General features: G+C 66.4%; 23 protein-coding genes and 1 tRNA gene. 4 read left to right on the plus strand and 20 right to left on the minus strand.

The genetic code is table 11. The features are described 5' to 3' along the window. Window position 1 precedes the first annotated feature (1 nt). The 14 genes from gspN to JI743_RS08950 all read right to left on the minus strand — a co-directional run bounded on the left by gspN (window position 2) and on the right by JI743_RS08950 (window position 15,677). Window positions 2-718, minus strand: coding sequence for a type II secretion system protein N (gspN, locus tag JI743_RS08885; RefSeq protein ID WP_201927960.1), 717 nt, complete (start codon window positions 716-718; stop codon window positions 2-4). Then, a complete protein-coding gene (locus JI743_RS08890) occupies window positions 715-1,197 on the minus strand; it encodes a type II secretion system protein M (RefSeq protein ID WP_201927961.1) in 483 nt (160 codons plus the stop codon). Before JI743_RS08890 ends, gspN begins: the two co-directional genes overlap by 4 nt. After that, window positions 1,194-2,351: a type II secretion system protein GspL gene (gene gspL / locus JI743_RS08895; protein ID WP_201927962.1), complete on the minus strand. Its 1,158-nt coding sequence runs from the start codon at window positions 2,349-2,351 to the stop codon at window positions 1,194-1,196. Before gspL ends, JI743_RS08890 begins: the two co-directional genes overlap by 4 nt. Window position 2,352: 1 nt before the next feature. Next, window positions 2,353-3,363: a type II secretion system minor pseudopilin GspK gene (gene gspK / locus JI743_RS08900; RefSeq protein WP_201927963.1), complete on the minus strand. Its 1,011-nt coding sequence runs from the start codon at window positions 3,361-3,363 to the stop codon at window positions 2,353-2,355. Beyond that, window positions 3,360-4,028 carry a type II secretion system minor pseudopilin GspJ gene (gene gspJ, locus JI743_RS08905; protein WP_201927965.1) on the minus strand — a complete coding sequence of 223 codons (669 nt, stop codon included), beginning with the start codon at window positions 4,026-4,028 and terminating at the stop codon, window positions 3,360-3,362. The genes gspK and gspJ overlap by 4 nt, the downstream gene beginning before the upstream one ends. Next, window positions 4,025-4,387, minus strand: a complete 363-nt coding sequence (gene gspI, locus JI743_RS08910; RefSeq protein ID WP_201927967.1) for a type II secretion system minor pseudopilin GspI — start codon at window positions 4,385-4,387, stop codon at window positions 4,025-4,027. The genes gspJ and gspI overlap by 4 nt, the downstream gene beginning before the upstream one ends. 13 nt (window positions 4,388-4,400) lie before the next feature. Continuing rightward, window positions 4,401-4,892, minus strand: a complete 492-nt coding sequence (locus JI743_RS08915) for a GspH/FimT family pseudopilin (protein WP_201927968.1) — start codon at window positions 4,890-4,892, stop codon at window positions 4,401-4,403. Then, the gene (gspG, locus tag JI743_RS08920; RefSeq protein WP_227340295.1) at window positions 4,867-5,349 is read right to left on the minus strand and encodes a type II secretion system major pseudopilin GspG; all 483 of its coding nucleotides are present in this window, start codon (window positions 5,347-5,349) and stop codon (window positions 4,867-4,869) included. Before gspG ends, JI743_RS08915 begins: the two co-directional genes overlap by 26 nt. 12 nt (window positions 5,350-5,361) lie before the next feature. Then, the gene (gspF, locus tag JI743_RS08925) at window positions 5,362-6,576 is read right to left on the minus strand and encodes a type II secretion system inner membrane protein GspF (protein WP_201927970.1); all 1,215 of its coding nucleotides are present in this window, start codon (window positions 6,574-6,576) and stop codon (window positions 5,362-5,364) included. Continuing rightward, a complete protein-coding gene (locus JI743_RS08930; RefSeq protein ID WP_201927971.1) occupies window positions 6,569-8,065 on the minus strand; it encodes a GspE/PulE family protein in 1,497 nt (498 codons plus the stop codon). Before JI743_RS08930 ends, gspF begins: the two co-directional genes overlap by 8 nt. After that, window positions 8,062-10,263 carry a type II secretion system secretin GspD gene (gene gspD, locus JI743_RS08935; protein WP_201927972.1) on the minus strand — a complete coding sequence of 734 codons (2,202 nt, stop codon included), beginning with the start codon at window positions 10,261-10,263 and terminating at the stop codon, window positions 8,062-8,064. The genes JI743_RS08930 and gspD overlap by 4 nt, the downstream gene beginning before the upstream one ends. A gap of 5 nt (window positions 10,264-10,268) precedes the next feature. Then, a complete protein-coding gene (locus JI743_RS08940) occupies window positions 10,269-11,153 on the minus strand; it encodes a type II secretion system protein N (protein ID WP_201927973.1) in 885 nt (294 codons plus the stop codon). Between the two features lie 165 nt (window positions 11,154-11,318). Continuing rightward, window positions 11,319-14,015 (minus strand): TonB-dependent receptor domain-containing protein, encoded by a 2,697-nt coding sequence (locus JI743_RS08945; protein ID WP_201927974.1) that lies wholly within the window; start codon window positions 14,013-14,015, stop codon window positions 11,319-11,321. 84 nt (window positions 14,016-14,099) lie between these two features. Then, on the minus strand, window positions 14,100-15,677 hold the full coding sequence (locus JI743_RS08950; protein ID WP_201927975.1) for a beta-helix domain-containing protein: 1,578 nt from the start codon (window positions 15,675-15,677) through the stop codon (window positions 14,100-14,102). Window positions 15,678-15,978: 301 nt separating this feature from the next. Here JI743_RS08950 and JI743_RS08955 point away from each other — a divergent pair. After that, window positions 15,979-16,065: transfer RNA gene (locus JI743_RS08955), tRNA-Leu, on the plus strand. An 82-nt stretch (window positions 16,066-16,147) separates the two neighbouring features. Here JI743_RS08955 and JI743_RS08960 read toward each other — a convergent pair. Genes JI743_RS08960 through JI743_RS08970 form a run of 3 tightly spaced genes read right to left on the minus strand, consistent with a single transcriptional unit; the run spans window position 16,148 to window position 17,981 of the window. Beyond that, window positions 16,148-16,561, minus strand: a complete 414-nt coding sequence (locus JI743_RS08960; protein WP_201927976.1) for a ribose-phosphate pyrophosphokinase — start codon at window positions 16,559-16,561, stop codon at window positions 16,148-16,150. Beyond that, window positions 16,537-17,352, minus strand: coding sequence for a DUF1295 domain-containing protein (locus JI743_RS08965; protein WP_201927977.1), 816 nt, complete (start codon window positions 17,350-17,352; stop codon window positions 16,537-16,539). Before JI743_RS08965 ends, JI743_RS08960 begins: the two co-directional genes overlap by 25 nt. Beyond that, a complete protein-coding gene (locus tag JI743_RS08970) occupies window positions 17,349-17,981 on the minus strand; it encodes a lysophospholipid acyltransferase family protein (protein WP_201927978.1) in 633 nt (210 codons plus the stop codon). The genes JI743_RS08965 and JI743_RS08970 overlap by 4 nt, the downstream gene beginning before the upstream one ends. A 107-nt stretch (window positions 17,982-18,088) precedes the next feature. Between JI743_RS08970 and JI743_RS08975 the strand changes: the two genes are divergently transcribed. The 3 genes from JI743_RS08975 (at window position 18,089) to JI743_RS08985 (ending at window position 23,641) form a co-directional block, all read left to right on the plus strand. Next, window positions 18,089-19,501 (plus strand): M20/M25/M40 family metallo-hydrolase, encoded by a 1,413-nt coding sequence (locus tag JI743_RS08975; protein WP_201927979.1) that lies wholly within the window; start codon window positions 18,089-18,091, stop codon window positions 19,499-19,501. 55 nt (window positions 19,502-19,556) lie between these two features. Then, on the plus strand, window positions 19,557-21,866 hold the full coding sequence (parC, locus tag JI743_RS08980) for a DNA topoisomerase IV subunit A (RefSeq protein ID WP_201927980.1): 2,310 nt from the start codon (window positions 19,557-19,559) through the stop codon (window positions 21,864-21,866). 89 nt (window positions 21,867-21,955) lie between these two features. Continuing rightward, window positions 21,956-23,641, plus strand: coding sequence for a putative bifunctional diguanylate cyclase/phosphodiesterase (locus JI743_RS08985; RefSeq protein ID WP_227340262.1), 1,686 nt, complete (start codon window positions 21,956-21,958; stop codon window positions 23,639-23,641). Here JI743_RS08985 and JI743_RS08990 read toward each other — a convergent pair. Genes JI743_RS08990 through JI743_RS09000 form a run of 3 tightly spaced genes read right to left on the minus strand, consistent with a single transcriptional unit; the run spans window position 23,614 to window position 25,992 of the window. After that, the gene (locus JI743_RS08990) at window positions 23,614-24,819 is read right to left on the minus strand and encodes a CCA tRNA nucleotidyltransferase (protein ID WP_201927982.1); all 1,206 of its coding nucleotides are present in this window, start codon (window positions 24,817-24,819) and stop codon (window positions 23,614-23,616) included. The two genes, JI743_RS08985 and JI743_RS08990, sit on opposite strands and share 28 nt — an antisense overlap. A 1-nt stretch (window position 24,820) precedes the next feature. Then, the gene (locus tag JI743_RS08995) at window positions 24,821-25,408 is read right to left on the minus strand and encodes a CoA pyrophosphatase (protein ID WP_201927983.1); all 588 of its coding nucleotides are present in this window, start codon (window positions 25,406-25,408) and stop codon (window positions 24,821-24,823) included. Then, a complete protein-coding gene (locus JI743_RS09000) occupies window positions 25,408-25,992 on the minus strand; it encodes a DUF1285 domain-containing protein (protein WP_201927984.1) in 585 nt (194 codons plus the stop codon). The genes JI743_RS08995 and JI743_RS09000 overlap by 1 nt, the downstream gene beginning before the upstream one ends. Window positions 25,993-26,081: the final 89 nt, after the last annotated feature.

A 26,081-nucleotide genomic window follows, 5' to 3' on the forward strand; every position in this document is an offset into this window, starting at 1 on the left:
GTCAGAAGCGGCCCGAAGTCGCCAGCATGAAGCCGCCCGAACCGGCCTTGAAGCCCATCGCGGCAAGCGCCGACGCCATCGCCGGATCGCCGCCTGCATCGATGGCAAGCTGCGCGCGATAGGCGCCGTCTGCACCAAAGGAAATCGTCAGCCGTTCCATTCCCGACTGGCTGCTCAGCGCCGCCTGTGCGCGCCCGCCCGCACAGGAGAGCGGTCCCGCCAGGCCGCGCGACAGGTCGAGTCCGGCAATCGGCGCGGCGACCGACAACGCGATGCGGCCGCTCGCCGCGACGCATTTGCCCGCGCGATCGAAGCGCACCGCCGCACCTTCGAAGCCGACCGTATCGACCGGGATTGCTCCAAGGCCGCCGGCAAAGAGAGCCGTGCCGTTGACATCGGACAGGCCGCGCTCGCCGCCGCCGTGCAAACGCCCCGACAATGCCCCGAGCCTTTCGTCGGCGCGCGCGAATGCAAGTTCGGTACGTCCGCCAAGCAGGGCGAGCGGCGACAGGCTCGCCTCGACCGTCCCGAGCGGCAGCGCGCCGAGCCGCGCCTCGACCAGTTCGCCCGCCCAGATCGAGCCGCGCACCGTGCGCGCGCTGATGCCCGCGTCATCTGCGCCCGACAATGCGAGCGCGAGGCGCATCGGAAAGGTCGCGATTCCGAGCAATAGTGCCAATGCTGCCGCAGCAGCGATCCAGCGGCGCCGCGCGCTCATCGTCCGCCCCTCCTGAGTTCGGCGGTCATGCCCACCGTCCCGTCGGCGGCGGGCGTGATGGTGAGCTGGTCGACGACGAACCCCTGCCCCTCTAGCGCCGCGAGCCAATCGGTCAGGACTGGCGCCTTTGCCGTGGCGATCGCTATCGTCGCCTGATCGGCACCGCGCGCCTCGTTGCGGTCGAGCGTCAGCCCGATTTCGCCCGCCGATTGTGACAGATATTGATCGATGGCGACCGCGCTCGCCGTGAGTGCGGCCGCGCCCGTCGAAGGCTCTGCGAGGAGTTTGACCTTTGCTGCGACGCGCCCTTCGCGCTCGAGTGCGGCGCGGTGCCGGCTATCCAGATCGGCAAATGCCGCGACGGCGGGGCGTCCGAGCGCCCAAGCGATCACGGCAACGGCCAGCGCCCCCGCTATCGCGACGAGCCATTGTTCGCGTCGAGACAGGCTCGACCACCAGTTTTTGACCGTTTCGATCATGGCACCGCCCGCACCGTAATATTGGCCATCTGCTGGCCGTCGGTTCCCGCCATCGGCTGCGCCGTGACGCGGTAGCCGCGCGCCTGCACGGCAATGAGCACCGCATTGATGTCCTCGACGCGCGGCGCGGCGAGCGTCGTCGTCAATGTGCCGTCGGTGCGGTGCGACAGCGTCTTGAGCGACACGCCGGGCGCGTCCGCCATCGCGTCGTAAAGCGCCGAGGCCGGGACAGAGAAGGCGAGTGGCCCGCCGCCCGCCGCCGCGAGCCGGCGATCGAGTTCAGCTTCGGCGGCCTCGGCGTCGGGGGCGTCGATCCCCGCCTCGGCCGCTGTCGCAACCGCAGCATCGTCGGCGCGCCTTGTGTCCGTCATCAGGCGAACCGCGTGAACCAGCGGAACGGCCAGGCTGACGACGAGCAACGCGATAAGCAACCGCTTGCCGAGCCGCAGCAATGCGGGATCGATTGCGAGGCGCCTTTTCGGCTTCCACGCCCCGGCCAGCAGGTCGAGCGGCGGGGCGGTTACCGACAGGAGAAGCGCCTCGCGGACCAGATCGGCATCGAGGGGGACAATCGCGCGGTCGCCGCCGATCAGCGCATCGATTTCGGGGTCCGAGCGAAAGGCACGGTCGACGCTCCGGATGATCGTTTCGCCGCCAAGCTCGGCCGCCCACAGGCTGTCCGGTTCGGGGGGCGGAACGATCGCCGCCGCCGGAATGATGGCCGCCGCGGAAAGTCCCTGCGACGCCAGCCAGTCGGTCCATGTTCGCATCGCCGCGTGCGTCGTCGCGGCGACGGGAAGCGCCTGCCCCGCTTCGGCGGGTTCGCCCGCCGCAATATGGAGCGTGGCGGGATCGCCGAGACTGGACTTCAGCGCATCGATACGCGCCGCGGCCGCAGCCTGCGCGGGCGCCGCGTCGGGATAGGCGAGCCAGCGAACGGGGACGTCGGCGGCGGGGGCTATCGCGACGAGACGCTCGTCCTCCGCGTCCTCGTCGGGGCGTTCCCACGCGTCGGCCCAGCCATCGTCCTGGCCCGAATCGACGATGACCCCGTCATCGACGCGCAGCCAGGCGGGGCGCGCAGCCCCGCCATCGCGGCCGCCGTCGCCGAGCGCCGCCAGCGGGGGCAGCCACAGAATCAGCGTCCGTGTCACCTCAGTCGCTCTCGCCCCAACTGCGACGCACGATAACCGGCGGCGCGGACCCGGCGACGGGTGCTCCGCCATTGGCGTCGATCAGCGAATGCGTCGTCAAAAACCCGTCCCCCAGAACCACATTCGTCCTCAATGCCAGCCAGCGGCTGGTCACGGCGGCCTGCTCGGCGACATCGTCGGGCGGGTCGAACCGCTCGAGCGCGCGCGTCTGCCAGAATCGCACGCTGCTGCCATAGCCGCCCGCGGGCCGCTGGGCCAGCGCTGCACGAGCATCGGCAGTCCCGATTTCGCCCGGCATCAGCATCGCGACGAGCGGCGCCTGTTCGGGCGCGAGCGTATTGACGTTGAGCCGCACCGGCTCGGCAAACGGGAGTACGCAGACCCACGGGCGCAAGCGGTCATAGATTTTCGGCGTGACGCCGCGCACCGCGCGCAGTTCGCTGACATCGGCCATCTTGCGATTGGCGGGAAGATAAGCGGGCGACGTCGTGCGATAGGCGCTGTCCTCGGCGCCGAGCGGCCCTTCGACCGAATCGCTGTCGATCCAGTCGGCGCTTGCCCCGGCAATCGCCATCGCCTGGCCACGGTCGATGCCGAGCAGTGTCATCAACTCGGTGAATTGGCGGATTGCGCCCGCTCTTTGGCTGAGCCGCCCCGGCGCGGTTTCGGCGACCAGACTGTTGAGATTGAAGCAATTGCTGGCATCGGTCAGCCGGGCGCGTCCTTCGCCGCCGGGCAGCGGCAGCACGAATTCGCGTCCCAGCCAGCCGCCCGCGAGCGTCAGCCGCGTGCGGTCGCGCCCGACGAGGTCGGCGACGCGACGCAGCGCAATCTCTTCGGCGGCGAAGGCAAAGGCGCGCCCCTGATCGACCGTCGACGCGCTTCCGGCGATGCGCGTCGCGAGCGTCAACCGGTCGAGCGCGGTTGCGGCAATCACCGCCATCACCGCGACCAGCAACAATACGCTGAGCAGCGCCGCGCCGCGCTCGCCGCTGTGCGTCAGGCGGGTCATGGTGCCTCCTCCACCGTCGCAGGCGGCGGGGGCGGAGTCGGCGCGGTGAGGAAAAGCATCGTCAAGGGCGCACGTCCCGACCGCGTCAACTGCACCTCCACCGCAAGCGGCAGCCGGTCGCCCGGTTCGGAGGTCCAGCCATCGCCCCAATTGCCGAGCGCATCGCGATAGCGGACCCGCACCGATGCGACGTCGCGCAGCAGCGGGTCGCCCGCGCCGAGCATCGCACCGTCGAGCATCGGCTGCGCCGCGCGCCGCCATTCGCTGCCGCTGAGCGCATAGCCGACGCGCTCGACGCCGGGACGCGATATACCGTCGAAATTGGCAGCGCCCGAATGCACAAAGGCGAAGCCCGTCGACGACCCGATGAAGGCCGGCACGGGCTCGCCCGACGCCCCGCGCGTCGAGCGCTGCACCGCCTGTGCAAGGTCATTCGCCATCACCGCTCGCAGCCGGTTGACGCCGCTCATCGCCCTCAGGCGCTCCTGCACCGCGTCCTGCGTGTCGACGCTGCTGCGAAGCAGACCGACCCCCATCGCCGCAATCGCCGCAAACAGTGACAGCGCGACGAGCATTTCGACCAGCGTGAAACCGCGCTGGCCGTGCGGCCAGTGCGCCCCGGCGCAAGCCGGAGCCCCGCGATGCCATGGGAAACATCGCCTCATCGGCCCGGCCGGATGATCGTCAGCGCCGCCTGCCCGCGCCCCTCAGCCGGACGGACGAGCAGGTCGATGCGGAGCAGGCTGTCGTCGGCGGTGCGCGCGACGCGCTGATCGATGCGCCACTGCCTTCCGCCATTGGTGACCGACGATGCACTTGCGCCGATCGTCGGCGGTGCCGGGTCGGTCCAGAGCTCGACCGCGCGGTTCTGCGCGACGACGCCCGCGATCGTGCTTTCGTCGAGATCGCCGGCGGTGCGCACCGCATAGGCATCGAGCCGCACGAGCGTCAGCGCGGCGATGCTGATGATGCTGAGCGCAACGAGCATTTCGAGCAGGGTGAACCCCGCAGCGTCCGAGGACATTGGATGTTCGACTTTAGCGGCCACGGCTGACCTCGCCCGTCGCCGAAATTCGCACCGTCTCGCGCGCGCCGCCTCCCGACAGGACCAGCGCTTGCGGCGTCGGGCTGGTGCCGACGCGGTCGAAGATCAGCCGCGCGACCGGCTGCCCGTCGTCGCCGGCGAAGGCGACGTCGGATGGCCAGTTGCGCTGGGCAAAGGTGCGCCCGGGAAGCGGCTGCCAGCTTCCCTCTATGCGGCGCTCGAATCCATAGCCCGAGGGCGCGAAGCGCACCGCGACGCTCCGCCCTTCGACGACCGCAATGTCGCGCGCGGCGGCAAGCCGCGCGGCGAGCCGGTCGGCCTCGCTGCGCACCGTCTGCTGCTCGTCGGGAATGGTAAGCACGACCGCCGTCGCGGCGAGTGCGAGGATCATCAGCACGACCATCAGTTCGACGAGCGTGAACCCGCCGGTGCGCGAGCGGCGGCGACCCCCGTCCCGCTCAGCTGTCTCCGCGAATATCGGCATTGTCGTCGGTCCCGCCGGGCGCGCCGTCGGCGCCGAACGACCAGACGTCGAACGGCTGCCCGTTCAGCCCCGGCGCCTGGTAATTATAGGGACGCCCCCACGGATCGTCGGGCAGCTTCTTGATATAGCCGCCGCGGCGGTAGCGTTGGGGCTGCGCGAGCGCTGGCGGCGCGGTGACGAGCGCATTGAGGCCGTCGGTCGTCGCCGGATAGGTCAGATTGTCGAGTCGATATTGTTCGAGCGCGGTTTCGAGCGTCGCGATGTCGGCCTTCGCCTTGGTCACCATCGCGCGATCCTGGCTCGGCAGCACATTGATCATGACGACCGTCGCGAGCAGGCCGATGATGAAAATGACGACCATCAACTCGGTGAGCGTAAAGCCGCGCTCGCCGCGACGGCGGCGGCGCGTGACCGGCGGACGCCGGGGGTCGAACATCAGGCGGATGAAAAGCTGCATCAGCGACATTTATTATAGTCCTGCGAGGTTCTGCAACTGGAGGATCGGCAGAAGGATGGCGAGGATGATGAGGGCGACGAACGACCCCATAACGACGATTATGACAGGTTCGAGAAGCGCCATCGACGCGGCGGTGAAACGATCGAACTCGCGCTCCAGATACTCGGCCGCACGTTCGAGCATTACCTCGAGCCGCCCGGCGCTCTCGCCGCTGGCGGTCATATAGACGAGCAGCGGCGGAAAGACCCCGGCATCGCGCAGCGCCGCCGACAGGCTGCCGCCCGCACGCACCTGGTCGATGAGCCCCGCGGTCGCGCCGGCGAGCGCGGCGTTGCGGATCGTCGGCACGGTGAGCCGCAACCCCTCGACGAGCGGCAGGCGGCTCGAAACCATCGTCGACAGCGTGCGCGCGAAGCGCGCGGCATGGAGGTCGCGAAGCAGGCGGCCAAGCAAAGGCAGGCGGAGCAGCCGCGCGTCGACGCGCGCCTTGAAGGCGGGCCGGCGCATCGCGCTGACCCAGCCGGCGCCCGCTCCTGCGAGCAGCAACAGGACAAGCCACCACCAGTTCGCGGCAACGCTGGAAATCGCGATCACCGCGCGCGTCAGGAAGGGCAATTGCTGGCCAACGTCGGTGAACTGCTCGACGACGCGCGGGACAACGAAGATCATCAACGCGGCCACGACGCCGATCGCAACGATCGCGAGCACCACCGGATAGGCGAGCGCGGCGATCAGCTTGCCACGCACTTCCGCTTGGCGTTCGAGCAGGTCGGCGAGCCGCGCGAGAATGACGGTGAGGCTGCCCGTCGTCTCGCCCGCCGCGACCATCGCGCGATAGAGCGGCGGAAAGCTGGGCGATTGCCGCGCCATCGCGTCGGCGAGGCGGCGGCCCTCCAGCAGCCCCGCATGGACGTCGCCGATCACGAGCCGCGCGCTTTCGGCCTCGCTCTGCCGCGTCAGTGTCCGCAGCGCCTCTTCGAGCGGCGCGACTTCGGCGAGCGTCGCGAGCTGGCGCGTGAACAGCGCGAGTTCCTTGCTGCTGAGCCGCGTGCGGCGAAATGCGAAGAGCGACCGTCCCGCCGCGCGCGGCGGCGCGGGCTCGACCGCGACGACGTGGAAATGGCGGCGCACGAGGTCGGCGCGCGCGGCATCGTCGTTCGCCGCGGTCAATCGCCCCGTGCGTTCGCGCCCCTTTGGGTCGATCGCCACATAGCGATAATCAGGCATCGACATCCTCGCGCCGCGCGACGCGGATCGCTTCCTCGGCGGTCGTCAGCCCCTTCGCCACCATCGCGCGCGCCGACGAGGCGAGCGTCGGTGCCTTCAGAAATGCGTGCCTCGCGATCATCGCTTCGTCGCCGCCGGCATAGATATAGCGGCGCACCGTCTCGTCGACCTTGATCGCCTCGAACACGCCGATGCGGCCCTTGTACCCGGTCTGCCCGCACTGCTCGCAGCCCTTGGGACGCCAGATCACGGTGCCGATGTCGAGGCCGAGCATCGCGGCGATGCTGTTATCGGCCTGCACCGGTTCGCGGCAATGATCGCACAGCTTGCGCACGAGCCGCTGCGCGATCACCGCACGCAGGGTCGAGGCGAGCAGGAAGGGTTCGACCTTCAGGTCTTTGAGGCGCGTGATCGCGCCGACCGCGTCGTTGGTGTGAACGGTCGAAAGGACGAGATGACCCGTGAGCGAGGCCTGCACCGCAATATCGGCGGTCTCGCGGTCGCGGATTTCGCCGACCATCACGACGTCGGGGTCCTGGCGCAAAATCGCGCGCAGCCCCGCCGCAAAATCGAGCCCGACCTTCGCGTTCACCTGCGTCTGGCCGACGCCGTCGACAGCATATTCGACCGGGTCCTCGACGGTCAGGATATTGCGCTGCCCATCGTTCAATTGCTTGAGCGCAGCATAGAGCGTCGTCGTCTTGCCCGAGCCGGTCGGGCCGGTAACGAGGATGATGCCGTTCGGTTCGGCGAGCGCCTCGCGCAGGATGCGGTCGGCCTCGCCCGACAGGCCGAGCACGTCGAAATCGATCCCCGCCGTATCCTTGTCGAGGATACGCAGCACCACCCGCTCGCCCGCGCGGCTCGGCAGGGTCGAAACGCGCACGTCGATCGCCTTGCCCGCGAGCGTCAGCGCGATGCGTCCGTCCTGCGGCACGCGGCGCTCGGCGATGTCGAGCCGCGCCATCACCTTGATGCGGCTGACGACGACCGGCGCGACATGCGGCGGCATCCGCAGATGTTCGCGCAGCACGCCGTCGGCGCGCATCCGCACGACAAGCCCGCTTTCATAGGGTTCGATATGGATGTCACTGACCCCCTGCCGCACCGCTTCGGCGATGATCGCGTTGATCAGCCGGATCGCGGGGGCATCGTCGGCGCTGTCGAGCAAATCCTCGGCGCTCGGCAAGCTCAGGTCGATGTCGCTGCCGTCGAGCGATCCCGCGAGCCCCGCCGCCGACGAATCGACGGCATAATGGTCGGAGAGCAGCCTGTCGAAATCGGCGACGCTAGCGTTCGCGACGCGCAGCGGGCTCGCGAGGTAGCGCTTGACCTCGATCAGCACCGCGGGATCGCTGCCCTCGCGCAAGGTTGCGAGCCAACTTCCGTCATCGCCGGGTGCTATGACAACGCCATGCGTTCGCGCAAAGCCATAAGGAATATCGACCGGCGCCGGGAGAGGCGTTTCGGCCGGGATGCCGTCGGTCACGGCTGATCTCCCTCCAAGGGCGGGGTCGCGGCGGCTTCCGAAGGCGGCACCTCTGTGGGGGTGACCTGACCGTCGGGACCGCGCATCGCAGGCAGATTGACCGGCCCCACCGTCACGTCGGCAGCAGTCGCCGCGCTGGGGACGGGCGGCACCGTGCCCAGATAATCGCGCACCAGCGTGTCGATCGCCGGCTCCTCGCCCGGATTGCGCTGGAGCTGGAAGTCGCGGACATAGCCATAACGTCGCGCCGTCAGCGCGGCATTGTCGGCACGGTTGCGCAGGATTGTCGGGCGGATGAAGACCATCAGGTTCGTTTTGGACCGCGAGCGGCTGCGCGACTTGAACAACTCGCCGAGCAGCGGAATGTCGCTGAGCAGCGGAATACGCTCGATCGTCCGCCGCTCGTCGTCGTTGAGCAGTCCGCCGATCGCCAGAATTTCGCCGTCATCGACCGTCAGCACCGTCTCGAACGAACGCTTGTTGAGGATGAGGTCGCTGTTGCGCGACGAAACCGGCCCCGCGACGCTCGATACTTCCTGGCGCAGGAACAGTTTGACCTCGCCCGCGCCATTGACCTGCGGCGTGACCTCCAGCTTGATGCCGACTTCCTCGCGCTGGACGGTACGGAAGGCGTTGTCGAAATTGTCCGACAGCGCCTCGCCGGTGGTGATCGGCACTTCCTGTCCGACCAGGAACTTCGCCGCCTGATTGTCGAGCGTGACGATGTGCGGCGTCGCGAGCAGGTTCGACGTCGTGTCCGACTTTACCGCATTGATGATGGCGCCAAAGATCGTGTCCTTGCCGATGTCGCCAGCGAATCCTGCGAAACCGCCGGTCGCCGAGAGGAGCGACGCCGCTGCCGCTTCCTGCAGGCTGTTCCCGAGCGCGCTCGACGTCTGCGTAACAACCGTCGTGCCATCGACGGTGGTCTTGTCCTCGGTGAGCTTGGTCGCGGCATAGGCGCCGCCCAGCGTGAAGATATTGGGCTGAGCATTGCTATAATTGGTCGCAACGAAGGGGATGTTCTTACCGCCGAGCAGGAACTGCACGCCGAGCCGCTTTGCCGCATCGTCGCCGATTTCGACGACGATCGCTTCGACGAGAACCTGCTCGCGGCGGCTGTCGAGCTGGCGGATCAGCTCGCCGAGCATCCGCTGGACCTCGCTGTTTGCGGCGACGATGATCGCATTGGCGCCCTCATAGCGCGTGACGATGGCCGGGCCGCGCGTCGCGATACTGCCGCCTGCGCTGCCGACGGTCGCCGAGGCGCCGGAGTTTGCTGCGACAGGCGCTGCTCCGCTGCCATCGCCCGACGAGCCGCTGGCGGGCGGAAGCCCGGCCTTCTGCGCCGGGTCGCTGCCGCCGCCGACGAGCTGTTGCAGGGTCGGCAGCAAGGTTTCGGCGTTGGCGTGCTGGAGCCAATAGACGCGCAACTCGGTGCCGCCCGCCGCTTTCTGATCGAGATCGCGCGCCATCGACACGAAGCGCGCGACGAGCGCCTGGTCGCCGCGCAGCGCGATCGCGTTGCTGCTGTCGATCGGCACGATTGCAACGGGGGCCTGTGCGCCCTCGCCCGCCGCAGGAACCAGCGCCTGCAAGGCAGCGGCGATCTCGCGCGCGCCCGCATTTTTGAGCGTGACAATCTGGCTCGTCGAACTGTCGCGATCGATACTCGACGCCAGCGCGCGGATGCGGCGGATATTGTCGGCAAAATCGGCAACGACCAGGCTGTTGGCGTTGCGGTTGGCGGTCAGCGAACCCTGCGGGCTGACGAGCGGGCGGAGCGTCTCGACGGCTGCCACCGCGTCGATATGACGCAGGCGGATAATCTCGGTCACAAACTGGTTTTGCGTCGCACGGTCGCTGCCGATCCGTCCGGGTTGCGCCGCGGCGCCGTCGATCGGCTGGATGCGGTAGGCGCCATTGGGGCCGGGAACCGCGACAAGGCCGTTCGAGCGCAAGGTCGCGAGGAAAATCTCGAAATATTCGCTGCGCGACAACGGGCGGTCGGTGACCACCGACACCTTGCCGTTGACGCGTCCGTCGATGACGAAAGTGCGCCCGGTGACGCGCGCGGCATCCTGGATGAAGGCGCGGATGTCGGCATCGCGGACGTTCAGCGTATATTGCGCGAACGCCGGAACGGGCGCGGCCGAAACCAGCGCGGCGGCGAGCATCAGGGAAAGTCTGAAACGCATAGGACCTATTGCTTCGAGAGAAAAATGGCGACGGGCACGACGCTGGCGCCGCGTTCGATTTCAAGCGAGATGCGCGCGCCTGGGGCGAACTGGCTCGCAAGCGAGGCGGCGTCGCCCGCCGAGCCGATCGGCCGGCCGTTGACCGAGCGGATAACGTCGCCAGGACGCAGCCCCGCCGCGCGGAAAGCCGCGCCATCGCCCTGCGGCTGGACGACGAGGCCCGTTACGCGTCCCTCTTCGGTCCGGGGCGCAAAACCGACGCCGCTCCGCAGCGCGGCCGGCGACATTTCGCCGCCCGCTGCTGCCCCGGTTGCAGGCGCAGATCCAAGCTCGGGCGTCGGGGCAGGCAAAGGGGAGGCCGGGGTGACGATGGGCGCGTCGCCGCTCTGATCGAGGAACAGGCTTTCGCGCTCTCCGCCGCGGTCGAGCAGCACATGATCGAACGCAATGCCGACAAGCCGGACCCCCGGTGCAATGTCGTCGCCAACCGCATAGCTCGCCTGTTCGCCGTCCTCGCCGCCAATAATCGCCGAACCGCCGCCCGTGGCCGCGTTGAGATTGACGCCGTAAAGCGTCAGGCCGAGCGCGGTCACCGTTGCACTTGCCGGACCCTGTTGCCCGCTGCGAAAAAAAGGATCGAGGCTGGTGAAGATGGCGCGGCGCTCAGCGGGCGAGGCGATGACAGCTGTCTGGGGCTCCCACGCCCCCAGCGGCGACAAGGGGACGACGAGGGCCCAAAGCAAGCGGACAGCCTGCCAGACGAGAAGCGCTCCCAAAAGCGCAACGACCAGCTGCGGGCCAATAGCACGCGGCGATGCCCTGCGCAGGCGAAGCCACGATGGCAGCGCGCGCGGCAGCCGTACGGCCGATCCGGACATCAGCGTCGCCATGAATTCGTCCCTGTCCCCCAGCTGAAAAACGTCATGCGAATCGCCTAGGGGCGAAGCGTGACAATCAGTTGACGGGAAGATTACAGTTTTTTGTCATGGGCGCGAGTCCGCGACCGCGCCGAACTGGTCGAGGCCCCTCCCGCACGGGAGGGGCCTCTACACCGGTCAGAATTTGAGCGACGCGCTGAGCGAGAAAGTCCGGCCCAGCTTGTAGCGGTTCAGGAAGATGCGGTTGTCGCCGGCTTCCTGAACTTCTTTATAGGTGCGCCCGGTCAGGTTGCGCGCCTCGAACTTCAGTTCGATTTCCTTGTTGAGCAGGTTGATCCCCTGCCGCGCGACGAAATCGAGCGAGATGCCCGGCTTTTCGCGGATGTCGGGCTGACCCGACGGACCGCGGCTGGTCACGCGCGGGCTGGCATAGGTGAGCAGAAGCGTCTGCTGCGACAGCCGGTCCTGATCCTCGAGACCGAACTGGAAATTGACCAGATGATCCGACTGGCCGGTCATCGGCGAACCGTCGAAGAAAAAGTTCGCCGCATCCTGCACCACGCCGTTGATGACCGTCGTGTCGTTGGCCCCGACTTTGATCTCCGACTGGGTATAGGTGTAGTTGCCGATCAGGACGAGGCGGCGGCTTTGCCAGAAGGGCGCGTCCGACATGGTATCGAGCGGGAAATATTTCTGCACTTCCAGCTCGGCGCCATAGAGCGTCGCCTTGGGCGCGTTGGCAAAGCTCGAATTGACCGCCGAGTCCGACACCGAGGTATAGGTCTCGATCGGATTGTCGATCGACTTGTAGAAGCCCGCCGCCGTCAGGCGCTGGTCGCGCCCGAAATACCATTCATAGCGCAGCTCGGCGTTCCACAGTTCGCTGTCGGTAAGCGACGGGTTGCCGCGGAACAGGCGGTTCGAATCGGTGTCCTGATAGATTTGCGCAATCAGTTCGCGGAACTGCGGGCGCGCGATCGTCTTTGACCCGTTCACGCGGATCTGCATGTCGGGCGCGATTTCCCACGTGACCGTCAGCGCGGGCAGCCAATAGTCGTTGTTGAGGTCGGTTTCGACGATCGCGCTGCCGCCCGTGTTGAACAGGTCGATCGGCACGACCGTCTGCTTGCCTTCCTCGTAGCGGACGCCTGCATTGACGTTGACGCCGGGGACGATTTCGGCCTGCAGCTGTGCATAGCCGGCGTGCGTCGTCAGCTTTGCGTCGAAGGCTGCCGTGCCGTCCTGCGCCGAGGTTTCCTGCAGCGTGATGTCGTAAAGCTGGATCGTGGCGTCCGACAACAGATAGTCGGGACGCAGCTGCGTCACCGAAATCGGCAGGTTCGAGCCGCGAAACTGGAAGGCGCGGCGGACCGAGACGCGGTGCGTGTCGGTATAGGCATAGCCGACCGTCGCGGTGATACGCGGGGCGAGCTCGTACGACAGGTCGACGCCGCCCGACCACAGATCTTCGTTCAGATCCGAAAAGGCGATCGTCGCATCGCCGCGATTGCCGCCGAGGTCGTTGACGAACTTGTCGCCCGTCGGATCCTGGTCGGTCGGCAGGTTGGTGCGGACATAGGTGAAGCCGCGCTCATAGGGCGCTTCGCGCTGCGAATTGGCATAGGCGCCGCGCAGGTCGACCTGCAACCGGTCGAACTCCAGCTCGGTCACGATCTGCGTGTTGATCAGCTGCCGTTCGAACCAGGCCGTATCCTGCTTCAAAATATCGCGTTCGGACTGGTTGCGATCGGTACCGAGGCCAAGCCGCGCCTGCTTCAGCGTGTCGCGGATATAAAGGTTGGTCCAGCGGAACTTGTGATCGCCGAGCTCGAGCCCGAAGCCGAGCAGCCCGTTCACGACGATGCGGTTGTCGGTGATGACGCGGTTATAGCTCGTCTGCGGATCGCCCGACAGATCCTGGTTCAGCGACGTTTGCTGGAGCGTGTCGCGCGTGCGCCACTTGTTGCTGATCCCTGCGGTGGCGATGATGCCAAGTTCGCCATTGGGCAAGGTAACGGTCGTGCCGCCGGTGACCCCGGCCGACCAATTGACCGGAATATGGTTGTTCTGCTGGAGCAGGCTCGTCTCGGCGTTGACCAGCTCCATCTGGATCGCTTCGAGGTCGTCCTGGGTGAAATCGGCCCCTTCGAGGATCGGCTTGCCGCTGTTCAGCGCCGCCTTGAGCAGCGGCGGAATGTCGCGCGTGCCGTCGTCGAAACCGGTCCAGTCGGTGTCGCTGCCATAATAGGTATAGCCGAGCTGGTTGGTCGTCTCGCTATCCCAGCCGATACCGCCCGAAAAGGTCAGGAAGGGTTCGCGCGGCGTCGCCTTGGTCGTCAGGTTGATGACGCCGCCGCCAAATTCGCCGGGGAAGTTCGCCGAATAGCTTTTCTGGACGAGCGTCGAATCGATCACGTTGGACGGAAAGATGTCGAGCGGAACGACGCGCTTCAACGGCTCGGGGCTCGGCAGCGGCGAGCCGTTGAGCAGTGCGAGCGAATAGCGGTCGCCGAGGCCGCGGACATAGACAAAGCCCCCGCCAACGACCGAAAGGCCGGTCACGCGCTGGAGCGAACCTGAAATGTCGCCCTCGCCCGTGCGCGCAATGTCGGCCGACGACAGGACCGAGACCACTTCAGGCGTCGCACGCACGACATTGGGCGTGTAGCGGCCGGTGACGACGATTTCGCTGTTGGCGCCGCCCGGGATCGAAACGTCGAAATCCTCGTCCTGCGCCGCGGCATCGTCGGTCGCCTGGTCGGCGGTCGGTTCGTCGGTCGCGGGTTCGCTTGCCGCGTCCTGCGCAAATGCGGACGGCGCGACGAGGGCGGTGCTGAGGAGGAGCAGGCTGGCGAAGATCGGCCGCTTTGTCATGTGGATTGTCCCCAAGAAAATGTAGGAAGGGAGCGGGCCAGCCCTTCGAAGGCTCGCCCGCTCCCCGCATTGGATCGCGAGCGATCAGGTCGTCGGGATGGCGGTGCAGCTGCCGCTCGTTGAACCGAAGCCCGCCGTCGCCGAGTTGCAAGTCCAGCCCTGGTACCAGGTGTCGTTGGCGTCGCGGACGGCGCCGACGTAGGCGGTGGTGTCAAAGAAGGCGTTGATCGTCTTCGCGTCGAACGGCGTGAAGCCCGTTTCGGTCGCGCCGTTGACGAACAGGTTCGTCAGCGTCGGCGTGTAGGTCGTGCGGTTGTTGGTGCCCGCTTCGAAGATCGCCTGAACCTGCGCGTCGGTCACCGCCGGGCTGCCGCCGCCGCGGAACGGCGTCGCGTTGCACTGCATCGACATCGAGAAGAACTTCGGCGGTCCCGCTTCGTCGAGCGCCGGGTCGGCAGGCTGCGTCGTCGACGTGCTGTCGATGCGCAGGCAGCGGATACCGGGAGCGACAATCAAGCCGTTGGCAAAGGTGTAATCGGCGCCGCCGCGAATACGGATTGCGGCGCCGTTCCCCGCGGCATTGTTGCGATGGATGAAGGTGAAGTTCGAGATGGTGACATTCTGGCGCGGCGTCGTGTTTTCATTGCCGTCCGAGTCGATTTCCATCATCGAGTCGCCGACCGCGCCGCCGGCACGGTGGATCGCGATCGCATATTGGATGTTGCCCTTGTAGCCGACGTCGGTGTCGAAGCTGTCATCCTCGGCTCCGGTAACGATCATGTGCTTGAAGTTCGGGCGGCCGCCGAAAACTTCCATGCCGTCGTCCGAGCTGTTGTGAATCTGGATGTGGTCGAACTGGGTGCCCGAACCGACGCCCGACGGCGTCAGGCCCTGCAATTCCTTGTCGGCGCTGAGCACGAAGCCCGAATAGCGGATCTGCACATAGGACATGCGGCCCGAATTGTCGGCGGGCTGCGCACCGCCATAGAGCGCGTTCGACGTGCCTTCGGTGTCGCGTTCGCACGCCGCGGTGCCCGGCGTCGCTCCCGGAGCAAGACAGTCGGTGATCGGCGCGCGGCCGAGCAGGACGACACCGCCCCACAGCTGCGACGTCTGGTCGTTCGCCGAACCGACGACGTTGCCGCGACCGGTAAAGACGATCGGCTGCGTCGGCGTGCCCACAGCGTCGATCTTGTTGCCGCGGTTGACGACAAGGAACGAAACGCCCGTCGCGCCAAAGATGGTGACGCCCGGGTCGATCGTCAGCGTGACGTCGGTGTTGGTGCTGGCCGCCCCCTGGTCGGTGCCGACATCGACACGGCCGGGAAGCGAATAGATGACGCCGGCAACCTTGGGGATCGCGGTGGTCGAATTGAAGCGGGCGGGGAAACCACAGTTGCGCCACGTGCCTTCATTGCCCGTGATCGTGCCGAGATCCGACAACTGGTCGGCACCGGCGATGGTCGGGCAATTGGCGGCCGGCGTAACGGTCGCGGGCGGCGTCGGGGTGGGGGTCGGTGTCGGCGTCGGAGTCGGGGTGGGCGTCGGAACGACAATGACCCCCTCGCCCGGCGATGCAACGCCGTCGGCGCCGCAGGCGGCCAGAATTGAACAGGCCACGCCGCTGAGCATGACCATACGAACGCGTGCAAAAGCCGCCATGAAAATCTCCGTACCCGGTGCGCGCCCTGATGGACGCTGTGAACGACAACCGGCAGGTGAAAGTGTTGCCCGTCACCCCCGATGGCGCCGCCACTAGGGTGATTCGATGACGGTCTGACGCCAGAGCAATGACAGTTGGATGACTCTTTGGAGTCGATTGTGTGACACGCGCCCGCTGGGCGGCCTTGCATCTTCGCATATGCAAAAAATAAATGCTGCGAAGCTCGCTTGCATACCCCGCAAAGCTTTGCTAGGCGCCCGCTCCTACCTGGTGCCGGACCCGTTCGGCCCATCATGATGTGCGGTCGTGGCGGAACTGGTAGACGCGCAACGTTGAGGTCGTTGTGGCCGAAAGGCCGTGGAAGTTCGAGTCTTCTCGACCGCACCATATAGTCCTGCGGGACGTCCAATTCGGGAACATCTCCAAATGTCCGCCGCGCAGGTCTGCCCGGTCGGGGCGGCCGGTCCGATCAGGGCGTTCGGCGCTCCGCCCAATAATCAAACACCGCTTGTTGCTGCTCCCTGATGAAGCGCGCCGCCGCCGCGCCTTCCCACGGGCCGTCGTAGCCGAGCAGCAGCGCAGTGCCGCCGACCCACCAGCCCTGCCCCGGCAGCCGGTCGCTTTCGCGCACGACGAGCACGGCAAGGTCGGGCTCGTCGTCAAGCGCGCAGAGGCGATCGACTTCAGCGAGCGTCTTGCAGACCGCGCGCATTTTGGGCCGCGTGAAGCGGAAGCCCAAATCGCCGAGCAGTTCGGAATAGCTGACGCTGCGCCCCTCGCGCGCCGCGGCGGTCAGGATCGCGCGGATGCGCGGCGCATCGCCGAGCGCGCTGACATCGGCGGCGACGGGCGCATCGCCTAGGCCTTCGTCTTTGGCGGCCATGGAATGAAGCCCGAAGTGCGCGCGACATAGTCGGCATAGGCGGGGCGCGACTTGTGCAGCCCCTTTTCAAGCAGCGCCTTGCCCGACCAGCGCGTCAGGGTGAAAGTCAGGAAGAGCGGCCCGATGACGCTCGCGAGCGCGGTCTCCGGCCCGAGATCGGCGGCGACCAGCCACAACCCCCACCAGGTCAGCGCATCGCCGAAATAATTGGGGTGCCGCGTATAGCGCCACAGGCCGGTGTCGAGCACGCGGCCCTTGTTCGCCGGATGGGCGCGAAAGGCGCGGAGTTGCGCGTCGCCGATGCTCTCGAACGCGATGCCCGCCAGCGCTGCGACCACACCCGCCCAACCGAGCGCCCCGACCGGCTGCGGCGCGGCGGCGCTCACCCAGATGCCGATCTGTGCGGGAAGACTCGTCACGAAAAGCAGTGGCGCCTGCATCAGGAACACCATAACGAGCGCCGCCACCGGCCAGCTCCAGCCCTTCTTCTCGATCACGCCGCCCAATATGCGGCGATAGCGCGGGTCCTCCCCCTCGGCGCGCCAGCGCGCGAACAGGTGGATCGACAGCCGCAACCCCCACAGGGTCGTCAACCCGAAGAGCAATTGACCGTGCAGCCCTGCCAAGCCGACCTGCGCCGCGCTGCACCACGCCAGCAGCACCATGCCGAACGCCCAGAAGGCGTCGATGAACGATACGTCGCGGATCGCGATGGCCACACCCCACAGCAGCAGGATCACCGCGATCAGCCCCGCGAAGTTCATCCCCAACAGTGCCAGCATCCCGGTCATATCGCCGCTCCCGCTTCCGTATCGTCGCCCAATATATCGTTGATCGACCGGACCGCACGGTCGGGATGCCGGGGGACGCAATTCTTATAGACTTCGAAAACTTTCTGCATATCGGCGCGAAAATCGCCCGATGGCCAGATCATCGGGCCAAGTCCGCCCGTCTTTGTACCATAATCCATCAGTCCGACGACAAGCGGCACCTTCGCCGCGAGTGCGATCTGGTAAAATCCGGTGCGCCATTTCCTCGCCCGCCCGCGCGTTCCTTCGGGCGCGACGGTCAGGATGAACTCGGCGCGGCGCGCAAACTGGTCGACCATCTGCTGCACCGCATTGCTCGCCTTTGTGCGATCGACCGGAATACCGCCCATCTGGCGGATGAAGCCACCGAGCGGCCATTTGAACAGCGACAGCTTCGCCATGAAATGCGGGCGGATGCCGACGTCGGCGGTGAGGCCCAGGAAGTTGACGAAATCCCAATTGCTGGTGTGCGGTGCGGCGATGATGATGAAACGGCGCGGCTCGGGCACCGTCCCTACCGCCCGCCAGCCGCGGACGCGATAGAGCAGCAACAACAGCCGCCGTACGGCACGCGCCAGCAGGCCCGGCGGATGGTCTTCGGTCCGCGTCAATCGCTCTCCCCTTCTCTCCTCCCGATTGCGCGAAAGCGCCGCGCCGCGCAAGCGGCTTGCAGGCTCCGGCGCTTTCTGCTCCCATCGTGCGAACGGGAGATAGACTTATGCCGAAACTGACTGCGCTGCTGACGTCCGCCTTGCTGGTCGGCGCGCCCGCAATTGCGCAGGAGGCACAGCCGCGCGCCGACCAGATCGCCTTTCGCGAACTCTACAGGGAACTGGTCGAAACGAACACCACGCTGTCGTCGGGCAGTTGCACGCTCGCCGCCGAACGCATGGCGGCGCGGATGAAAGCTGCGGGCTTCACCGACGACCAACTCACGCTCTTTGCGACGCCCGAGCATCCGAAGGAGGGCGGACTCGTCGCCGTTTATCCGGGCACGTCGCAGGCCGCGAAGCCGATCCTGCTCGTCGCGCACATCGATGTCGTCGAAGCAAAGCGCGAGGATTGGGAACGCGATCCGTTCAAAATGGTCGAAGAAGACGGTTATTTCTATGGCCGCGGCACGCTCGACGACAAGGCGCAGGCGGCGATCTGGACCGACACGCTGATCCGCTTTCGGCAGGAGGGATATAAGCCCAAACGCACCGTCAAGCTGGCGCTGACCTGCGGCGAGGAAACCAACGGCGCGTTCAACGGCGTCGAATGGCTCACCGCGAACAGGCGCGACCTGATCGACGCCGAATTCGCGCTCAACGAGGGCGGCGGCGGCGACAGCGACGGCAAGGGCAATGTGATCGGCCAATCGGTGCAGGTCGGCGAAAAGACCTTTGCCAATTTCCGGCTCGAGACGCGCAATCCGGGCGGCCACAGCTCGGTCCCGGTGCGCGACAATGCCATCAATCAACTCGCGCGCGCGCTGACCGCGATCGACGAATATGCGTTTCCGGTCGAAATGACCGATACCACGCGCCGCTTCTTCGCCGAATCCGGTGCGCTGCGTGGCGACGAGGTCGGCAAGGCGATGGTCGCGCTCGCGGCGAACCCCGCGGACAAGGCAGCCGAGGCGACCGTCAACACCGACCGCTTCCTCCACGGCAACATCCGCACCACCTGCGTCGCGACTTTGCTCGACGGCGGCCACGCCGCGAACGCGCTGCCGCAGCGCGCCGGCGCCAATATCAACTGCCGCATTTTTCCCGGCCATCCGATCGAGGAGATCAAGGGCGAGCTCGAACGTATCATTGACGACCCCGGAGTCACGGTGACGCAATTGCCACCCAAGCGCCCCGCCCCGCCGGCGCCGCCGCTCGACCCGAAGATCATCGAACCGATGCAAAGGCTTGTCGACAAATATTGGCCGGGGTTGAAGGTCATCCCGTCGATGGCGAACGGCTATACCGATGCGACCTTCCTCGGCGCGGTCGGCATCCCGACCTATGGCATTCCCGGCATCTGGGGCGACCCCGACGGCAACGGCGTCCACGGGCTGAACGAACGGATTTCGGTAAAGTCGGTCTATATGGGGCGCGACTATATGTTCGATCTGGTCAAGGCTTACGCCGACAAGCCGTAGCTCCCATCCTAAGCCCTTTGCCATGCTGCCCTAGCCTTGCTATCGGCGCCCGATAATGGCGAGCATCACCGACGACCTTCCTCCATCCGAACCACCCCCTCCTTCAGGCAACATCGACACCCCGTTCGATAGCGCGCTGTCGGAGCGTTATCTCGTCTATGCGTTGTCGACGATCACCGCGCGCTCGCTGCCCGACCTGCGCGACGGGTTGAAGCCCGTCCACCGTCGCCTGTTGTGGGCGATGCGCGCGATGCGGCTCGACCCGTCACAGGGCTACAAGAAGTCGGCGCGCGTCGTCGGCGACGTGATCGGCAAATTCCACCCGCACGGCGACACGGCGGTCTACGACGCGATGGTTCGCCTCGCGCAGGATTTCTCGCTCCGCTATCCGCTCGTCGACGGCCAGGGCAACTTCGGAAATATCGACGGCGATAATGCCGCCGCCTATCGCTATACCGAGGCGCGGCTGACCCGCGTCGCCATCGACCTAATGCAGGGGCTCGACGAGGGCACGGTCGATTTCAAGCCGACCTATAATGGCGAGGATGAAGAGCCCGAGATCATGCCGGGGCTCTTCCCGAACCTGCTCGCCAATGGCGCGAGCGGGATCGCGGTCGGCATGGCGACGAACATTCCGCCGCACAATGCCGCCGAGGTGATCGACGCGGCGCTGCTGCTGATCGAAAATCCGCATGCCGAGCTTGCGCAACTGCTCGAACATGTGAAGGGCCCCGATTTTCCGACCGGCGGGTTGATCGTCGACGGCGCAGATACGATCGCGCAGGCCTATGCCACCGGGCGCGGCAGTTTCCGCGTACGCGCGCGATTTTCGACCGGCAGGAATGATACGGGCGAATGGGAAGCCGACGGGCTCGAAAAGCTGCCCGGCGGCACCTGGCAGCTCGTCATCAGCGAAATCCCCTATGGCGTCGCCAAGGGCAAGCTGATCGAGCAGATCGCACAGCTGATCGCCGACAAGAAACTACCGATCCTCGACGATGTGCGCGACGAGAGCGCCGAGGATTTACGCGTCGTGCTCGTGCCCAAGAGCCGCAATGTCGATCCCGACATCTTGAAGGAAAGCCTTTTCCGGCTGACCGAACTCGAAACGCGCTTCGCGCTCAACCTCAACGTGCTCGACGCGACGCGCACGCCCAAGGTGATGGGGCTGCACCAGTTGCTCACCGAATGGCTCCAGCACCAGATCATCGTGCTGGTCCGCCGGTCGAAGCATCGCATCGCCAAGATCGACGACCGGCTCGAATTGGTTGCAGGCTATCTGATTGCCTTCCTGAACCTCGACCGGGTGATCGAGATCATCCGCACCGAGGACGAGCCCAAGACGGTGATGATGGCCGAGTTCCACCTGACCGACCGCCAGACCGAGGCAATTTTGAACATGCGGCTGCGCAGCTTGCGCAAGCTCGAGGAAATGGAGCTCAAGCGCGAGCAGGAGGCCCTCGCCGCCGAGCGCGAGGAGCTGGTCAAGCTCGTCGAAAGCCCAGCGCGGCAGCGCACGCGGCTGAAGCGCGACCTCACCGCTTTGCGCTCGGTGTACGGCCCCGACACGGCGCTCGGCGCGCGGCGTACCACCATCGCCGAAGCCGCTCCCACGCGCGACATCCCGCTCGACGCGATGATCGAGAAGGAGCCGGTGACGGTCATCCTGTCGAAGCGCGGTTGGATTCGCGCGCAGCGCGGCCATGTCACGCCCGACCAGTGGGGCGAGTTCAAGTTCAAGGAAGGCGACGAGCTGGCCTTTGCCGCGCATGCACAGACCACCGACAAACTGCTCGTCGCCGCAAGCGACGGGCGCTTTTATACTGTCGGCGCCGACAAGCTCCCCGGCGGGCGCGGGTTCGGCGAGCCGCTGCGGCTGATGGTCGACATCGACCCCGACGCGCGGATCGTCGCACTCGTTCCGGCGCAAGCCGAAGGGCGCCTGCTCGTCGCTTCGTCGAGCGGACACGGTTTCATTGCCAATATGGCCGAAGTCGTCGCCGAGACGCGCAAGGGCCGCAACGTCGTCAACCTGAAACCCAAGGCGCAGCTTGCGGTCGTGCGTCCCATCGCGGCGGACGATGACAGCGTCGCGGTGGTGGGTGAGAACCGCAAACTCGTCGTCTTCCCGCTCGCCGAAATCCCCGTAATGACCCGCGGTCAGGGCGTGATGCTTCAACGCTATCGTGACGGCGGCCTATCCGACGCAATCGCCTTCCCTTTTGCCGAGGGGCTGAGTTGGGCGATGGGCGGCGACACGGGACGCACGCGCACCGAAACCGACCTCGCGCCGTGGCGCGTCGCGCGCGGCGCCGCCGGGCGCATGCCGCCGACGGGCTTTCCGCGAAATAATCGTTTCACCTGAACGCGAAATCGCGTCGCCGTAAATAGCTTCTTTACTCCCCTTGCCCTAGGCAACGGCCAATGGGGAAAGGTCGCACGAAACCCTTTGTTATGCCTATCAATAGAACCGGCGAAGACCGGCCCATCCTGTTTGTCGGCTGGATCGACGCGCTGCCGGTGCCTGCGGCGCTCATCCGGCCTATGGAGCGCGGGCGTTTTCGCCTCCACGCAAGCAATGCTGCGTTTGATCGGCTGGGACTGTCCACCGTCGGCACGGACATTCCAACCGAGCTGTTGCAGGCAATCGAACGCGCCACACTGAATCCGGCCGATACCGACGAATTCGCCTGCCAACTTGGCGAAGGCGTGGCGGCGCGCGACCTGCGCGGATCGATCGGTCCGCTATCGTCCGAATGCGGCGACGATTCGCTGTTCCTGCTCACCCTCATCGACCGCACGCAGGAAATGATGACCGAGCGCAACCTGCGCCGCGAACTTGTTTCCGACAGCTTGACCGGGCTTCCCAATCGCGCCGGTTTCGAGGAACTGGTCGAGGAGCGGGCGGCAACCGATGCCGAGAAACCGGGCGACCATGCAGTCCTCCTACTCGACCTGTCGCGTTTCAGCCGGATCAACGAACATATCGGTTCGCTTGCGGGCGACGAGCTCATCATCACCGTTGCCCGACGCCTGAAATCAAGTCTTCGCAGCGGCGACATATTGGCGCGCACCGGCGGCGACGAATTTGCGGTCTCGACCCGCATCGGTAAAGGCAAGGCCGACATCCGCGAACTGGCCGGGCGCATCCGGGGCTGTTTTGACCACCCCTTTCGCATCGCGGACCTCAAAGTCAGCGTCGGATGTGCAATCGGATGTGCCATTCAATCCGCACCCGGCACGGACGTCGCCGATCAGTTCCGCCATGCGCAAATCGCCCTGAAACGCGCCAAGCGCACCGACCGCATCGAAATATACGAGCCCGAAGCCGCCCGGCTCGTCGATAACCGGTTCGGCCTCGAAACCGAGCTTCGCCACGCCATAGAGGACGATCGGCTGCGTCTCGATTTCCAGCCCCTCGTCGAATTTGCGACCGGCGCGGTTGCCGGCTTCGAGGCGCTGGCCCGCTGGACCAACGGGGACGGACAGCTCGTGTCGCCGTCCGAGTTCATCCCGGTGGCCGAGGATTCGGGGCTGATCGTTCCGCTCGGCCAATGGGCGATAGGGAAGGCAGCCGAAGTCCTTGCCGATTGGGACCGCCAGAATGGCGGCGAGCGCGTCGATTGCTATTTTTCGGTCAATGTCTCGGCGATCCAGCTTGTGCGCGACGACATCGCGCAGGCGGTCCGTAGCGCGCTCGAAACGCACAAGATCGGCGGCGAGCGGCTGATGATCGAGCTCACCGAAAGCGCCATCATCGCCGACCCCGATCTTGCAATGTCGGTGCTGAGCAAGATCAAGGCACTCCACGCCCGCATCGCGATGGACGATTTCGGCACCGGCTATTCGAATCTCGCCTATCTGCAGCGGCTGCCGCTCGACGTGCTCAAGATCGACCGCAGCTTCGTCGAGCATATGGTCGACGATCGCGAAAAAGTGGCAATCGTCCGTACCATCCAGAGCCTTGCCGAAACGCTCGGGATGCGGACGACGGCCGAGGGCGTCGAAACCGCCGACCAGGCGCGACTACTTTCCGCTCTCGGCTGCGACTTCGGCCAGGGCTTTCTTTTCGCCCGGCCGATGGACAGCATCTCCGCGCTCGAATTCTGGCGTCAGTCGCGCACCAAGCCGATTTTCTGATCGGCGAGCGCCGCAACGCGGGCCGCGTCGGGAAAGTCCTCTTCCACCCACGCGCTTTCGATCTCCTTGAGCAGGCGGGCAACCTCCGGCCCCGCGGTGACGCCGCGCGCGATGATGTCGCCGCCCTTCAGCGGTAGCTGCGGCACGTCCCATCCCGCGAGCGCGCCTTTCGCCGCCGCCGCCGCCGCCTCGTCACTCGCCAGCAAATAGATGTCGCGCGCCGCGTCGATGCCGACCGCATAGGCAAGCTGGCGCGCGGGCGGCAGAACGGCGCCCCGGTGCCGCGCGAGTGCAGCCAGATATTTGCGCTGGCGGGTCGACAGCCGCAACCGGCTTGCCACCTGTTCGGCAATCGTCGCGTCCGCCGGAAGCAAGGCCGCAAAACGGCGGAGCGGGGCCGCCGGCGCAGCGACCGCATCCTCATTGACGTGCAGCTGGTCGAGCGCGCTGCCGAATTCCAGATCGAGTTCGGGCAGCACGACCGAAAAAATGCCGTCGTCGGCCATCTGCAATAGGATGGCCCGCGGGTCGGGAAGCGCCATGATCTTGAGCAGTTCGTCGGCAACCCGCTCGCGCGACAGGCTTTTCAGCGACTGACGCGCGTCGATGGCGGCGGCATGGCTGACGGGCTCAAGCTCGCCCCGCCCGAAACGCGCCGCAAAGCGGTAGAAACGAAGGATGCGCAAATGATCCTCTGCGATCCGGGCTGGTGCGTCGCCGATGAAGCGAACGCAGCCCGCGGCAAGATCGGCGAGCCCCTCGAACCAGTCGTCAATCTCCCCGGTGTCGGGGTCGGCATAAAGCGCATTGATCGTGAAGTCGCGACGCGCCGCATCCTCGCGCCAATCGCCGGCAAAGGCGATGGTCGCACGGCGGCCGTCGGTTTCGACATCGCGGCGCAACGTCGTGATCTCGTGATGGTCGCCGCTCGCGATGGCGGTGACGGTGCCATGGGCGATCCCTGTAGGGATGACCTTCACATGCGCATCTTCCAGCCGCCGCGTCACTTCCTGCGGAAGGAGCGGGGTCGCCAGATCGACGTCGGTCACCGGAAGTCCGAGCAAGGTATCGCGCACCGCGCCGCCAACGATCTTCACCGCGTCGGCGCCGAGCGCGCCGACGATTCGGCGCAGCCCGGGCCGCGCGCGCCAATCGGCGTCGGGAAGAGTCCCGGTCATATTAGCGATGCCATCCTGTGGGCAGGCGCCGCGACAGGTTGATGATGATGTCCGCCGTCACGCCCCAGATCCGTCGTCCTTGCCAATCCATGTCATAATAGCGGCGGCGCTGCCCCTGCCAATTCGCCTCGTGCCGCTGGTAATTGGCGGAATCGAACAAGATGTCGAGCGGCACTTCGAACCATTCCTCGACCTCGTCGGGATTGGGGTCGAGCGGCAGGTCGGGCGGAATCACGCCGAGTACCGGGGTAATGTGATAGCCGCTGCCCGAACGATAGGGGTCGGTGACGCCCGCAATCGCGACGTCGCGCCGGTCGAGCCCGATCTCTTCCTCCGCCTCGCGCAGCGCCGCGTCGATGACGTCGCGGTCGGTCGGGTCGACCTTCCCGCCCGGAAAGGCGACCTGCCCGGCATGAGCGCGCAGCCATTGCGGGCGCTGCGTCAGGATCACGCCGGGGTCGGGCCGGTCGGTGAAGGCGATCAGCACCGCGGCGTCGCGCAGCGTCGTGCCCTGAAGCAGATAGCCCTCATCGTCGCCGGGATCGGGGAGCAGGCTGTCGAGCGCGGCGCGCAGCTTGGCCGACAGCATCAGCGGCCCACCAGCGGAAAACGGACGCCGCCCGACCAGATCGCCGGGGGATCGCCCCCCTCGGCAAGCGCCATTTCGACCAGCTCGTAATAAAGCGCACGGTCGATCCGCGCCTCGAGCCCGTTGCCGACCAAGCCGCGGACGTGGACACGCGGGTCGGGATTGTCGGGATCGTCGCCAAAGCTAAGCGGGTTATCGGCGCCCGCGATGACGAGGTCGTCGGTGTCGAGCCGGAAGATGAGCCTGCGGTCCGCGCCCTCCCCCTCGCTCTTCATCTCGACCGCGCGAAAGGGGGTATCCTCGACCGCGATCGCCAGCTTCTCGGCGGGCGTGACGAGCACATGGCTGCCGTCGGGCTCGCGCCGCAAGATGGTCGAGAAAAGCCGGACCATCGCAGGGCGGTTGATCCGTCCGCCCTCATGATACCAGCTGCCGTCGGCGCGGATTTCCATCGCGCTGTCACCGCTGCGCTCGGGTTGCCATTGCTCGACCGGCGGCAGCTTGCGCGCCGCGAGCAGCTCGGCCGCTTGGGCTAGCGTAAGCTGCGCAAAATCCTTGGGGACCGATGGTGCGGGGCTGACCATAGGACCGACATAGGAAAGTGGGTGGGCAAGTAAAGGGAACAGTCGCAAGCAACGCGAGTTGCGGGTGCAAGAAGCCGCGGAAATCTGCG

Source organism: Sphingopyxis jiangsuensis (assembly GCF_016734905.1).
GTDB lineage: Bacteria > Pseudomonadota > Alphaproteobacteria > Sphingomonadales > Sphingomonadaceae > Sphingopyxis > Sphingopyxis jiangsuensis.